This is a genomic window from Chitinophaga sp., assembly GCF_036569125.1.
In the GTDB taxonomy this organism is placed as follows: Bacteria; Bacteroidota; Bacteroidia; order Chitinophagales; family Chitinophagaceae; genus Chitinophaga.
Map to the genome: position 1 here is coordinate 1 of NZ_DATCRF010000110.1, position 13827 is coordinate 13827.

Sequence of the window (13827 nt, forward strand, 5' to 3'; positions counted from 1 at the left end):
ACCATTTACCGTACCCTGCAGGCTTTTATTGATAAAGGCATTATTCATAAGATCCCTACTACGGATACCAGTGTACAGTATGCCCTGTGCCGGTCAGAATGTTCCGCGCAGGATCATCACGATCATCACGTACATTTCAAATGCGAAGAATGTGGTAATACGCTTTGCCTGGATCACACAGACATTCCTGCTATTCAGTACCCAAAGGGTATGCAGCGCATAATATAGAAGTAGTGGTAAGCGGGGTGTGTAAGCACTGTAAATAAATGTGCAAATATGCAGATGTGCAGATGTGCAAATGAATAATACCTCATTAACGCAGTACCTTCATTTGCACATCTGCATATTTGCACATTAACTAATTGTAATTGCATCCAGCTCTTTCTGCACAAAATCCGCCAGCTCTTTCACATAGGCGGGTGAAAAATCAAAACGGATACCAGCCGCTTTATACAGCTCCGGTAAGGTGCGGGTGCCACCCAGGCTTAACGCTTTAACGTAATTGTCCAGGGCCTGCTGCTTGTTCTCCTTATACTGTTTCCACATAGCAATAGCCCCTAGCTGCGCAATACCGTATTCAATATAATAGAAAGGTACTTCAAACAGGTGCAGCTGCCGCTGCCAGGTAATAGCGCGATAGTTTTCCAGACCGCTCCAATCCACCATGCTGGTAGCAAACTCATTCAGGATATTTACCCAGGCAGCAGTACGCTCTGCTACGGTATGCTGCGGATGTTCGTATACCCAGTGCTGGAATTTATCAATGGTTGCTATCCATGGGAAAATGATGATGGCGCGTTCCAGCTGCTGCACTTTAGCACGGCGCAGCTCTTCTTTATCAGTAAAGAAAATATCCCAGTGGTCCATAGTGAACAGCTCCATGCTCATGCTGGCCACTTCGGCAATTTCCATCGGGTATTCCTTAAATGCGCTTAACGGTAAATGATGGCTCAGGAAAGAATGTACTGCATGGCCGCCTTCGTGCACCATGGTGGTAAGGTCTTTCATTTGCCCGGCGGCATTCATGAAAATAAAAGGTACGCCGGTTTCTGCCAGCGGGCAGTTATAACCACCGGGAGCCTTGCCTTTGCGGCTCTCCAGGTCAAGCCGGCCCATTTGCTGCATTACGCGCAGGCAGTTGCCAAAGAAAGGCCCCAGCTCATCAAAACAGGCAATCGCTTTATTAATCAGCTCTGTACCTGTCTGGAACGGTTCCAGCGGTTTAGTGCCGGCAGCTTCTGCATCCGCATCCCAGGGTTTTAAAACCTCCAGGTTCAGCTTTTTGGCCTGCCGTTTCTGAATGCTTTCTACTATCGGTAAAATATGCTCTTTTATCGCTGTATGGAACTGGAAGCAGTCCTCTTTGGTATAGTCAAAGCGGCCCAGGTCCTCAAACTTATAATCACGATAATTGGCAAAGCCGGCATTTTTAGCTACCTGGTCGCGCTTTTCCACCAGGGAGCTGTACAGCTTGTCCATGGTTTCCTTATCCTGTAAGCGGCGCTCATTGGTTTTGCGGAACACCTCTTCCCGCAGGGCGCGGTCGCTGTTCTCTAAAAATTTGGCAGCCTGCTGTAAGGTATATTCCTGGCCATTTACTTCAATGGTCATTTTACCGGATATTACGCCGTATTGCTGGGCCATTACGCTCAGCTCTGCCAGCAGGGGCACGTTCTGTTCGCGGAACAGCTTTACCTGCTTGCGCACGCTGCGCAGGTAGGTTTCATAATTATCGCCCAGCTGTTTGGAAAGATCGGTATCCAGCAGCTTACGGTTCAGCGCATCTGCATAAGGCTGCAGCTTGGGCTGTATTTCCATGCAGAAGTAGGTAAAAGCTTCTTCCAGCTGTTTATCTGTTGTATCGCAGGTCATGCGGATCTGCCGCCAGCAGGCATCTTCACTCACCACGGCTTCCAGCTCGCTCACATCCTTTAACCATTGCTCCAGTTCAGGCAGGGTATTTAAAGGGCGTTGTTTCAGCTCCTCAAAGTAAGGCTGCAGCGCCTCCCAGGTGGTAACGGTAAAGTTATCGGGTAAAAACCGGCGGGGCAGTTTTTCAATATTTGCATTTAAAGTTTCCATCCTACTAAGATAAGTGGGAATTGGCAATTATGAATTGAGGAGAGAAGGGAATTACGAATTATTCAATTACGATCCCGCCAAAGCGGGACATGAGCACCATCGAAAAATAAAATATGAATGCGAATAATTGGGGAGAGCGTAAAGGAAGATTAGCAGGAAATTACAGACAGGAGCGGGTAAATGATGAATTGTTAAATTATGAACGCGGGTGTTCATAGCCTGTCCGCAAAAGCGGGAAATGCCATTAAAGTAATTGGTGAGATCGTGGAAAGGGAGGCAGGTTTGAAGTACAGGCGGATGGGGTGTTTATAATTACGAATTATTCAATTACGACTCCGCGAAGCGGCGCATGAATGCCATTGAACATAATTATGATATGAATAATTACGAATGGGTTGTATTGCAAGGTATGAATGTATGTAATGGAATAATGTATGTTCACTACATGCAGCCTTCCTTTCAGCACCGCTGCATTTCAATTATGCATATTCATAATTAATTTTCAACGGCATTCCCCGCTTGGCGGGACAGGCTATGTCCAGCGTTATGCGGGTCGTTATTCGTAATTGAATAATTCGTATTCAATCCTATTCTTCAGTCTTTTTCTTTCTTGTAGCTTTCTTGGGCGCAGCTTCTTCGTCGCCGGCTGCTTCTTCCTTCTTAGGTTTGGCAGCAGCTTTTTTAGCCGGCTTTTCAGCAGGGGCTTCAGCGCTGGCATCTTCCTTGGCGGCAGCTTTCGGCGCTTTCGCTTTTTTGGCTGGTTTTTCCTCTGCTACCACTTCCGGTGCAGGAGCGGGTTCACCTACCAGTGCTTCTTCCTCACCTTCTTCTGCCGGGTTCAGGATCTCGTCAAATTTCAGGAGGTCATTCGTCTTCAGGATGGCATACCATTTTACCATCTTCTTCATATCGCTTACGTATACCTTATCTTCATCAAAAGAAGGATATACTTTCCGGAAATAGGTCTTAATCGCAGTATTATCGGCATTAGCGGCTACTACTTTGTGGTCCGCTTCCTGTTCCTGCATGGCTTTAAATACCTCTGCCAGGTTTACATTATCACCAGTGGTAAATACTTCAATACTTTCCAGCGGGGTAAAGTTGTGTACGCGGGATGAAACAAAGCGGGTGCTTTTGTCTTCCAGTGAACGAACGATCGCGCCGTCCTGTTTACTGGCTAATAATTGAAACAATCCGCCGAGACCGGTTACTGCAACAATTTCTCTGTACTGCATGTTCAAATTTTTAGGAGCGCAAATATAAATAATTAATTTAAGATGGTTACCCGGTGATTTACAGTTTTTTAGTTTAACCGCCGGGCCACTACCACAGGGAGTTTCCAGCGTTTCACGCGTCCCTGCAGGTCAAAAACCTCTGTAAACGCAATATAAATGCCAACCGGTAACTGCTGCCTGTTCTCTCCCAGCCCGTCCCAGATAATATTGTTCCGGTTACCCAACACCCCGTTTTGCAACAGCTGCCGTACCGGCCGGCCCTGCGCATCAAATATAGTAATGTTGCCTATATAACCAACCTCCGGCAGCTGGCAGGTGATCACTGCCAGGTCATCCATCCCATCATTATCCGGTGAAAATACCTGCGGCTGCAGGCTTACCTCGCCCGCTGCCTGCTTTAGGTTAAGCTGCTGGGAGTTCAGGTAACCCGGCGTAGCATCGCCGGCTGTAGTAGCGGCGGGGTGCCAGTTGCTTATATCGCTGGCCGGCTGCGCCGCGCTCAGGCGCTCCAATGACACGCCTTTGGTATTACTGGCCAGGGATAGCTGCATATCCGGCGTGTAGGAGAAAACATCTACCAACCCATTGAATGTATTATATAATCCAATGGTGCCGCCTTCATTGGGGAAAGCCGGCAGGCTGCTGACCACTAACAAATTTTCCCAGGCCTTGCAGGTATAGTTCCGGCACAGCGCATCGGCATTGCGGGTAAGGGCCAAATATTGCCCGGGCAAGAGCAGGCGCGGTACAGCGCTTACCGCTACAGGCGCGCCGGGCTGCCCGTCCCGGTCTATCATGGCAATGGATAGCTGCTGCACGTCAATAGCGCGGCTGCTGCGGTTATAGAGCTCCACAAACTCCGGGGCGCCGGGTTTAGGATCAAAAAGCAGCTCGTTGATCACAATGGTACCGCTATCCGCTACCGTGGGCAGGGCCAGTACAGCACTGTCACGGCCCAAGGGCTGCCCGGCGCAACCGGTTATATCCTTTACCCTAAGGGTATAAATACCTTCCGGCTGCAGAGGTGCGGCAAGCTGCAGCTGCACGGTGTTAAATAGGGGCGGCGCCACATGAGCTGCTGCCACTGCTTGCGTTAGCTGGTAATGAGCCGGGGTAGCGGCCAGCGTACTATCCAATGTTTTGCTGAAATACAGCGCCAGGTGCAGGCTATCGGTTACATCAGCACGTAACAGATCAGGGGAAACAGTATCGGCTACTGGCGCCGCTACGGAATTAGGATGCCCCGGTGTGCTGCCGGTGGCAGCAACAGCTGCTTTCCAGTTAATGCTGCCGTTGCAGGGCGCAGCAGGCGAGATCATTTCCAGGCTCCAGCCGCCATTTTCCTTTTTTGCATCGGCATACCAGCTTTTATCATAGGCCACGGCATGCATTACGCTGCCAGCAGCATTATACAGGATCAGCGTATCATCCTCATTACCCAGGGACGGAAAATCACTTAGCGTTAAACTATTACTTCCCGGCAGGGCTTTTTTAGATAATAACAATAAGCTATCCGGCTGCAGCTCATAAAAAGGCAGCTGCACCTGCCCGCTGTTGGAAGCAAAACGCCAGCCGTTTAATTGCACCGGGTAAGGTGCTGTGTTCCGGATCTCCACAAATTCCGGCAATTCTGAACCGGTTGGAGGCTCCGGATCGGGAAATATTTCATGAATTATTACCTCATAGCGGGAGGGCTGGTAATACAAACATGGGATAGAAGCCGTCTGCATTAGGTTTCCGGCCAGGTCAGCAATGCCTGTTACCTGTAATAACACGGTATCCCCGTTGGGAAATGGCGTATTAAAAAACAGGTGCATGCCTGCGGCTGTTTGTTGTACAGCGGCAGGGTTACCCATACTCCCTGCCTGGTAATGGTTTGTAGCTAATGCAGTAATACTGTCTAGCGGTTCTGAGAACCGCATCAGCAGCTCCCGGTCATTGAGCATAGTTACTGAATTAACTGCCGGGGGCAGGGTATCTTTTACTAAGCGCATTACCTGCACCTCATCAAAGAAATGTTTCTGGAAAAAGCTGGCGGTGGATTGCCGCACCAGGATGCCGAAACAGGGGCTGGCATTTAACGGAGCCGGGGCAGCGGCGCCTTCCAGTACATAATACTGTCCGGTGCCGGTGGTATCTGTCCATAAATGCCAGGCGCCTGTATCATCACAGGTCACTTTTAGCTTGAGGATAGTGGAGGAATGATTGGTAATGCCATTCCGGCCATTTATGACCATTTCCGGCTCATTTCCGGCAGTTTTACGGTACAGGCATACTTTGTCATCTTTGTCGCCTATGCGTACAAAATAGCCCGTTAAAGCGGTACTGAGCAGGTTACTGCTATCTGCCTGCAGGTACACCTCCACATAATTGTTGGAAGAGGTGTTGAAATCCAGCTGCATCCACCATTCCCAGCTGGCGGGCAGTCCGATGCCGGCCGGGGCCCATAAGCCAAACCGGCTGTTGGGTTGCAGATCATTGCTTTGCAGCCGGCTGTTTTTTACCTGCCAGGCAGTATCTATTCCCTTCCAGGGAACAGATGGTAAAGCATCAAAATGTTCAATGATCTGACTATGAGAGAGAGAGGAGAGCAACAGCAGCGCCACACAAAATTTGAGTGTGCGCATAATAAAATAATTGGTTGGTTAAACTGCGAATATAGAGAATAAGATAGTATTTTTGCACCTCCAAAAATCGTTCATTTTCTGATCATATTGAGGTCCATACAGTTATATTATCCGGCTTCGTTTATATGATCGCAAAACCAAATTATTCCCACAATGAAAGTTGCCGTAGTGGGCGCTACCGGACTGGTAGGCTCTAAAATGTTACAAGTGTTAGCGGAAAGGAATTTCCCGGTTACAGAACTGATCCCTGTAGCTTCTGAAAAGTCTGTTGGTAAGGAAGTAACATTCAAGGGTAAGCAGTACAAGGTAGTAACTGCCGATACGGCCATTTCCATGAAGCCCAATGTAGCGCTATTCTCCGCTGGTGGCAGCACCTCCCTGGAGTGGGCGCCTAAATTTGCGGCTGCCGGTATTACGGTGATCGACAATTCCAGCGCCTGGAGAATGGATCCCAGCAAAAAGCTGGTGGTGCCGGAAATAAACGGTAAGACCTTAACAACTGAAGATAAGATCATCGCAAATCCCAATTGCTCTACCATACAAATGGTGTTGGTGCTGAGCCCTTTGCATGAGCTATATAAAATTAACCGGGTGGTAGTTTCTACCTATCAATCCGTAACCGGTACCGGCGTAAAAGCGGTGAACCAGTTAATGAATGAAAGAAAAGGAATAAGTGGTGAAATGGCTTATGCATATCCCATTGATCTCAATGTAATTCCGCAGATAGATGTGTTCCTGGATAACGGGTATACCAAGGAAGAAATGAAGATGGTGAATGAAACCAAGAAGATCATGGGCGATGATCGTATACGCGTTACCGCTACTACGGTTCGTATACCCGTGATCGGTGGACACAGCGAATCAGTGAATATTGAATTTGAGAAAGACTTCGAACTCAATGAAGTACGTAAAACTTTAGCAGCAACACCGGGTGTTATTGTAGTAGATGAACCCTCTGCACAACAGTACCCGATGCCTAAAGATGCGCATGACAAAGACGAAGTTTTTGTGGGCCGTATACGCCGTGATGAAACACAGGCTAATACGCTGAATATGTGGATAGTAGCGGATAACCTGCGAAAAGGCGCTGCAACAAATGCAGTGCAGATAGCAGAGTACCTGCACGCGCAAAAAATGATTTAAACTGGCAATTATACATCTCAACTGCTCATATATGTATCTTTCATTAATGCATATACGATTTTTGAGTATAAGTGATTGAAAGCCGCCGGATTATAACGAAGCTTTTTGATTAAATTTTAGTAAAAGTAAAACGGTACAAGCGTAAAAATTACACGGAAGTAGTATTGATTACTGCTGTATAAAATTGGATTTTGGTATCATAATCCTATGCCGACTTGCTTCTTATGAAAAATTATCAACTTATGCCAATACAAGAGAGAGTGCTACGCAGCAATCGTATATTTTGTCTAATCTGTAAACACCCTTAATCCTATGAAGACCAACACCAATCGCGAGCTTTTATTGATGCACAAATTCACAGAAGAGTGGAGCAGCAACTTCTCTTCCCAGGTATCCCGTATTATGAACATCGTTGATCAGCAGGATACGCTGGATGGCATCATTCCAATTATTGAAGTGGCTAATGTGTACAACCAGAAATTTGCACACACACGCACTGACAAGGAAAACTTATTAAAGAACCGTAAAGCCCGCCCGTTTGAGTTTTTGATACACAAAAATTAATTTAAGGGAGTTACAGAAGAAATTGATAAGGAGAAAAGGACCGTTGAGCCTTTTCTCCTTTTTCCTCTCTATGCGCCGCGTTTCTGCAAGATGGCGCACAGATCCGGGCATTATTCATGCACGGCCCGGTCCAGAAATTTTACAAAAGGCTGCATTACTGCAAATACTTTTAGTATTTCACGCACCAGTGCTGGTTGCGTGCAGGCATCGTCTGACATGCTATGCCATACGGTAAAGCTTTTCAGCTTAAGATAGGCAATGGCAGGGTTATCCGGCTGGTAGCCCTGTGGCGCTGTTTTAAGGGCCTCCCCGTCTATTTTACCGAAGTATTTAATAAATTCCTTATTGCCGATGATCTGCTGAAATTCAGGGAAGTTATAATCTATTTCCTGCCGTACCTTTTTCAGCACCGGAGCTTCCGGCATCCAAATGCCGCCGCCGGCAAAACTATTGCCGCCCGGCTCCAGGTGAAAATAATAACCCGGCCGGGGCGATTTGCGGCCGCCTGGTGAGAAGGCGGCGCCCATATTTGTTTTGTACGGCGTTTTATCTTTGGAGAACCTAACGTCTTTGTATATACGAAAAGTACAATCCTTTACCTGCAAGCCGCTTACCTCCGCATCCTGGCGGCTAAGGCCGTCGATCAGCTGCTGTACCAGGGTATCGTAATCTGATTTTGCCCCCTGGTATTCCGGTTTGTGCTCATCAAACCATTCCTTGTTATTATTCTTAGCGAGGTTCTTTAAAAACTTCAACGTGGTGGCTTGCAACATGCTCGGTGAATTTGGCGTACAATATATAAAAAAAGGTCCGATGGACCTTTTTTCAATTACGAATTATTCAATTACGAATTACGAATTTGAATGCAGCGGAGAATACTGCGGATATATAATTACGAATTATCAATTACGAATTTAAATGCAGCGGAGAATACCGCGGATATATAATTACGAATTATCAATTACGAATTACGAATTTAAATGCAGCGGATGAACCGCAGTTATAATTACAAATTAACTATTACAAATGTTGAGTTTTACTACCAATAAATTTACAAGGGTATTAAATACTTTATATAGCAGATCTTTGGTGTTATACTTAATTCATAATTAAAAAATAACATTTCACACAACAGCTTCATTACGCTCCACCCAATTCGTAATTCGTAATTGAATAATTCCTAATTAAAAGTGGTATGTTGCTGCCACCAGTACATTAGCCGTGCTGCCGGTAGGGTCGCCGGAATGTTTGGTGAAAATATCGCGGGAAGCGTTATCCAGCCGGAATTCCGGCATAATGGTAAGGTTGCCTACCTTATAGTTGAACGTAAGTGTACCTGCCATTACATGTCCTCCATCCAGTGCGCTGGCGAAAGTTTTCAGGCGATCTTTATCTTCAAAATATTCACCCCGCAATGTTAAACCAAAAGTTTCTGTAAAGTCAAGATTTACGTACAGTGCAGAGCCCCACCATTTCACGCTCTGTGATCCTATCTCCCCGTTCTTCAGCAGGGTGTTCTTGTAAGTGCTGAAGGTACCGTTATAACCCAGGCCCAGTACCGTGTTCACCTGGTAGGTAGCTACAAGGTCCAGCTGGTGGTTTTGTACGCCGGCAGTGTCTTTGCCTTCCAGGTAGTTCAGGTATAATTTTGCTGGTGTATTAACGGGCGTAAAGCCAACCTGCGCGCCTATGTATTTATGATCGCTGAAATCTACGGACTTCAGATCTGTTGGGTTAAATACCCCGATCATGGCGCTTAAGTAAGGTGTAATAGCAAAATCTGCTTTTACGCCGGTGTTAAAGAAAGGCCCGTTGCTGAACATATAGCTCATGCTGTAGTTGCGGTTCAGGTAAGCATCTACCAGCTCATAACCTACATGTGTGGCAAAGCTTCCGAGGCTTACTTTTATTTTATCTGTAACCTGGTAGCCCACATATAATTGTTTAATGGCCATGGCCATCCCGTTCTTACTATTCAGCGTATCGTTATAGGAAAATTCTGCAGCGCGGCGTCCAAAGCCAAGATCGGCTACTATGCTGCCTTTCTTAAACCCATGTTCCACCTTCAGGGAGATCATTCCCAGCTCAAAAGAATTCTGCGAGTTGGTGAAGCTGGTTTTGTTATCCGTTACATTCCGGTTGAAGTTATACTTATAGTACACATCCGCAGAGCCGGAGAGCTTAAAGGATTCCTGCGGTTTTGTGGTGTCTGCCGTTTGGGCAAACGCAGCGAAAAAAGTGCAGGCAGCAATGGTGGTCATGATAGTTCTTTTCATCCTTTAGTTTTTGCGTTTTCAAAGGCACACAAAGCCCCGTACCTGTTTTTTGCAGGCAATAGGAATTTAATAGGCATGACTGAGCTGTTTCAATCATACCGGCTTCATGGCAAATGAAACTGGTTGATAAAATTTAGTGGAAGAGAATTAATAAATGAATGTTGAAATGAATGCGTCTAGCGTGCTACCTTTCTTCTGGCGTTGTGTTGCTTGCTTTGCTTGCTGCTTGCTTTGGGTGTAGGAGGGAGAATTAATAATGAATAATTAATAATTAACTGATGCTTCACCGTGATGTGCTGATTAATTATTAATTATTCATTATTAATTAATAGTAGTGTTATATTCTGATTAGTGTAAAATGTCTTCTTCTCTGAGTGTACCAACACCGTTCACGCTCATCAGCGCAGGGTGATAGTGCTCGTTGTGCTGAGAGGCATCCAGGCCCAGTGTTTCTTCTTCGTCGCTTACACGCAGCGGGTGGATGAAGTTGATCAGCTTAAAGATGCCGTAAGATACGGTGAAGCTGTAAGCTACCACCAGCAGTAAACCTAATACCTGGTTCTTGAACAGGTCAAAGTTACCATAGAACCAGCCGTCGTTACCTGCGCCGTTAATGGCTTTGGTAGCAAAGATACCCGTGAGCAGCATACCCGTCATACCACCAATACCATGGCAGGGGAATACATCCAGTGTATCGTCAATGCTGGTTTTGGATTTATAGTGTACCATCAGGTTAGAAACGATGGCTGCAATGAAACCAATGAACACGCTTTGCGGTACGGCTACATAACCGGCGGCAGGTGTAATGGCTACCAGGCCAACTACAGCGCCTATGCAGAAACCTAAAGCTGAGGGCTTGCGTCCGCGGATCACGTCAAAGAACAACCATGATAAACCGGCGGCAGCAGCGGCGGTGTTGGTAGAAGCGAAGGCAGATACTGCCAGGCCGTTAGCGGCTACTGCAGAACCGGCGTTAAAACCAAACCAGCCGAACCACAGCAAACCGGTACCCATTAATACAAAGGGAATATTGGCGGGCTGCAGCTCTTTCTTTTCTATATGATCTTTTCTGCGTTTCAGTACAATGGCGCCTGCAAGGGCAGCACAACCGGCAGAAATATGTACCACGGTACCACCGGCAAAATCCAGCACACCCAGCTTAAACAGGATGCCATCCGGATGCCAGGTCCAGTGTGCGATAGGTGCATATACCAGCAGGCTGAATAACACCATAAATAATACGTAAGAAGTAAAACGGATCCTTTCCGCAGTAGCGCCTACTACCAGCGCAGGAGTGATGATAGCGAACTTCATCTGGAACAGCGCAAACAGCAGCAGCGGAATGGTGGGTGCACCAGCCCAGGGCTCACCGGAACCTACTCCTTTAAAAAAGAAAAAGGTGGAAGGATCTCCGATCAAGCCATGCCAGGATTTACCAAATGACAGGCTGAATCCTACTATTACCCATAATACGCTTATCAAGCCGGTGGCTATGAAGCTCTGCATCATGGTGTTGATCACGTTCTTGCGGTTCACCATGCCTCCGTAAAAGAAAGATAAACCCGGTGTCATTAAAAACACGAGTGAGGTAGCCACTAAGATCCAGGCGATATCACCAAAGTTATACTTGCTGGCGTCAGCATAAGTAGCCACTGTAGGCATAAATATGCCAATCACTGCTATTGCAGCAAGGACGATAAAGGGAATGTAATCCTGAAAGGCAGTTTTCTTCATAGCGTTCGTTTTTAGGTATTTTTCTTCAATAAAAGTATTTATTTATTCCAAACACTCAAACAAAAGCGAGAAAAATAGAAATGATTGAATAAAAAACGGCATTATTGATCCTAAATCAACCATATTATAATTTATTATAATAATATAGTGGATTCACCAATTACTTACGTAGTGCACGTAAGTAATCAAAATGGGTTAAGCAACTGATAAACAATAAATTAAGTAACAACCAATGTAGGATTTAACAATTTTCTAACCTTGTAGGTCAGGTTGCTACTGTAAAGTGGGACGAAATGCTATAATAATATATCTTTCAATGGAATATGTATAACACAAAATTTGTTACATGCTAATCAAAACAGCTACATCAAAAACACATGTCATTATTTGTAATATTAAAAAGGGCCGGTAACCGGCCCTTTTTAATTCGTTTATTTCATTTCTTCCAGCTCCCGCTGTAAGGCAAACATCTGGTCGCGGAGACGGGCCGCTTCCATAAAGTCCAGGTCCTTGGCGGCTTTCTCCATCTCCTTCTTTACCCGGGTAATGGCTTTTTCCAGCTGCGGAATGGTTTTAGCATTAGCAGCCTCGCCTTTTGCGTACGTAATGGCGTCTTCTGCCACTAACGACATCTCCTGGTGTACGGCGTAGGGTGAGCTTTCATCATAATTCTTGATCTCCAGCACAGAAGTTTGCCCCATGATCTGCTCTATAGACTTACGTACCGTTTTGGGCGTAATGCCATGCTTTATATTATAGGCCACCTGTTTTTCCCGGCGGCGGTTAGTTTCATCTATTGTGCGCTGCATGCTGTCGGTGATCTTATCTGCATAAAAGATCACCAGGCCATCCACGTTACGGGCGGCGCGGCCGGCTGTTTGGGTCAGGGAGCGCTCATCACGTAAGAAACCCTCCTTATCGGCGTCCAGGATGGCTACCAGGGATACTTCCGGCAGGTCCAGGCCCTCACGCAGCAGGTTTACGCCTACCAGCACATCTATTTTACCCAAGCGCAGGTCGCGGAGAATTTCTACGCGCTCCAAGGTATCTACTTCGGAGTGTATGTACCGGGACTTAATATTAATACGCCCCAGGTATTTATCCATTTCCTCGGCCATGCGTTTGGTGAGGGTGGTTACCAGCACGCGGTCACCTTTTGTTACCCGGCGGTCAATTTCATCCAGCAGGTCATCTACCTGGTTCACGCTGGGCCTTATTTCTATGGGCGGGTCCAGCAGGCCGGTGGGGCGCACTACCTGCTCTACTACTACGCCTTCTGTTTGCTGCAGCTCATACTCGCCCGGGGTAGCGCTTACAAACACCACCTGGTGTACCAGGTTCTCGAACTCATAAAAGTTCAGCGGGCGGTTATCCATGGCTGAAGGCAGGCGGAAACCAAAGTCTACCAGCGTGAGCTTGCGGGAACGGTCGCCACCATACATACCGCTGATCTGGGGAATGGTCTGGTGGCTCTCATCCACCACCAGCAGAAAATCGTCCGGGAAATAATCCAGCAGGCAGAAGGGGCGGGTACCCGGCATACGCCGGTCCAGGAAGCGGGAATAGTTTTCTATGCCGCTGCAGTAACCCAGCTCCCGGATCATTTCCAGATCGTAGTTCACCCGCTCAGAAAGGCGCTGGGCCTCCAGGTGCTTGCCCTGGGAGCGGAAATATTCCACCTGTGCCAGCAGCTCGTCCTGGATCTCGAAAATGATCTGCTGCATCATATCCTTGGGCGCCAGGTACAGGTTGGCCGGGAAAATGGCCGCATTGTCCATAAGCATAATACGCTTACCGTTGGCGGTATCAATACTTTCTATCTGCTCGATCTCATCTCCAAAAAAGGTGATCCGGTAGCCATAATCCACATAAGGCAGGTTCACATCCACGGTATCGCCCTGCACGCGGAAAGAGCCACGGGTAAAATCGCCGGTGGTACGGGTATACAGGGAATTTACCAGGTTATGCAGCAGGGCATTGCGGCTAATGGTTTGGCCCTGGTTAATACGCAGGATCCCGTTTTCCAGCTCAGTAGGGTTACCCATACCATATATACAGGATACGCTGGCTACCACTATTATATCCCGCCTGCCGGACAGCAGGTTGGAGGTAGCCCTCAACCTGAGCTTATCCAGCTCTTCATTAATAGACAGGTCCTTTTCTATA

The 13827-nt window shown here is 47.0% G+C and carries 10 protein-coding genes; 3 read left to right on the plus strand and 7 right to left on the minus strand.

Annotation, left to right across the window (positions count from 1 at the left end):
* Positions 1-228, plus strand: a 228-nt coding sequence (locus tag VIM87_RS03965; RefSeq protein WP_331995718.1) for a Fur family transcriptional regulator, incomplete at its 5' end; no start/stop codon positions are given.
* Positions 229-354: 126 nt separating this feature from the next.
* On the opposite strand, the gene VIM87_RS03970 is transcribed toward VIM87_RS03965, so the two are convergent.
* The 3 genes from VIM87_RS03970 to VIM87_RS03980 form a co-directional block, all read right to left on the minus strand.
* Positions 355-2082, minus strand: coding sequence for a M3 family oligoendopeptidase (locus tag VIM87_RS03970; protein ID WP_331995719.1), 1728 nt, complete (start codon positions 2080-2082; stop codon positions 355-357).
* Positions 2083-2669: 587 nt separating this feature from the next.
* Positions 2670-3317, minus strand: a complete 648-nt coding sequence (locus VIM87_RS03975) for a DUF5606 domain-containing protein (RefSeq protein ID WP_331995720.1) — start codon at positions 3315-3317, stop codon at positions 2670-2672.
* 68 nt (positions 3318-3385) lie between these two features.
* The gene (locus VIM87_RS03980; protein ID WP_331995721.1) at positions 3386-5944 is read right to left on the minus strand and encodes a lamin tail domain-containing protein; all 2559 of its coding nucleotides are present in this window, start codon (positions 5942-5944) and stop codon (positions 3386-3388) included.
* A 153-nt stretch (positions 5945-6097) separates the two neighbouring features.
* Here VIM87_RS03980 and VIM87_RS03985 point away from each other — a divergent pair, with 153 nt between their 5' ends.
* Together VIM87_RS03985 and VIM87_RS03990 are read left to right on the plus strand one after the other, a co-directional pair.
* Positions 6098-7087: an aspartate-semialdehyde dehydrogenase gene (locus VIM87_RS03985; RefSeq protein WP_331995722.1), complete on the plus strand. Its 990-nt coding sequence runs from the start codon at positions 6098-6100 to the stop codon at positions 7085-7087.
* A gap of 312 nt (positions 7088-7399) precedes the next feature.
* Positions 7400-7651, plus strand: a complete 252-nt coding sequence (locus VIM87_RS03990; RefSeq protein WP_089906746.1) for a hypothetical protein — start codon at positions 7400-7402, stop codon at positions 7649-7651.
* A 110-nt stretch (positions 7652-7761) separates the two neighbouring features.
* Here VIM87_RS03990 and VIM87_RS03995 read toward each other — a convergent pair whose 3' ends face one another.
* From VIM87_RS03995 to uvrB, 4 genes are all read right to left on the minus strand, one after another.
* On the minus strand, positions 7762-8424 hold the full coding sequence (locus VIM87_RS03995; RefSeq protein WP_331995723.1) for a DUF2461 domain-containing protein: 663 nt from the start codon (positions 8422-8424) through the stop codon (positions 7762-7764).
* Between the two features lie 411 nt (positions 8425-8835).
* Entirely contained in the window at positions 8836-9927 is a 1092-nt protein-coding gene (locus VIM87_RS04000) for a porin (protein ID WP_331995724.1), read from the minus strand.
* Between the two features lie 348 nt (positions 9928-10275).
* Positions 10276-11661, minus strand: a complete 1386-nt coding sequence (locus tag VIM87_RS04005) for an ammonium transporter (RefSeq protein WP_331995725.1) — start codon at positions 11659-11661, stop codon at positions 10276-10278.
* Positions 11662-12092: 431 nt separating this feature from the next.
* On the minus strand, positions 12093-13827 hold a 1735-nt coding region (gene uvrB, locus VIM87_RS04010; RefSeq protein ID WP_331995726.1), incomplete at its 5' end, for an excinuclease ABC subunit UvrB.

Coding starts and splice junctions, on each gene's coding strand:
- VIM87_RS03970 (WP_331995719.1), bottom strand. CDS start 2,082: ATGGAAACTTTAAATGCAAATATTGAAAAACTGCCCCGCCGGTTTTTA.
- VIM87_RS03975 (WP_331995720.1), bottom strand. CDS start 3,317: ATGCAGTACAGAGAAATTGTTGCAGTAACCGGTCTCGGCGGATTGTTT.
- VIM87_RS03980 (WP_331995721.1), bottom strand. CDS start 5,944: ATGCGCACACTCAAATTTTGTGTGGCGCTGCTGTTGCTCTCCTCTCTC.
- VIM87_RS03985 (WP_331995722.1), top strand. CDS start 6,098: ATGAAAGTTGCCGTAGTGGGCGCTACCGGACTGGTAGGCTCTAAAATG.
- VIM87_RS03990 (WP_089906746.1), top strand. CDS start 7,400: ATGAAGACCAACACCAATCGCGAGCTTTTATTGATGCACAAATTCACA.
- VIM87_RS03995 (WP_331995723.1), bottom strand. CDS start 8,424: ATGTTGCAAGCCACCACGTTGAAGTTTTTAAAGAACCTCGCTAAGAAT.
- VIM87_RS04000 (WP_331995724.1), bottom strand. CDS start 9,927: ATGAAAAGAACTATCATGACCACCATTGCTGCCTGCACTTTTTTCGCT.
- VIM87_RS04005 (WP_331995725.1), bottom strand. CDS start 11,661: ATGAAGAAAACTGCCTTTCAGGATTACATTCCCTTTATCGTCCTTGCT.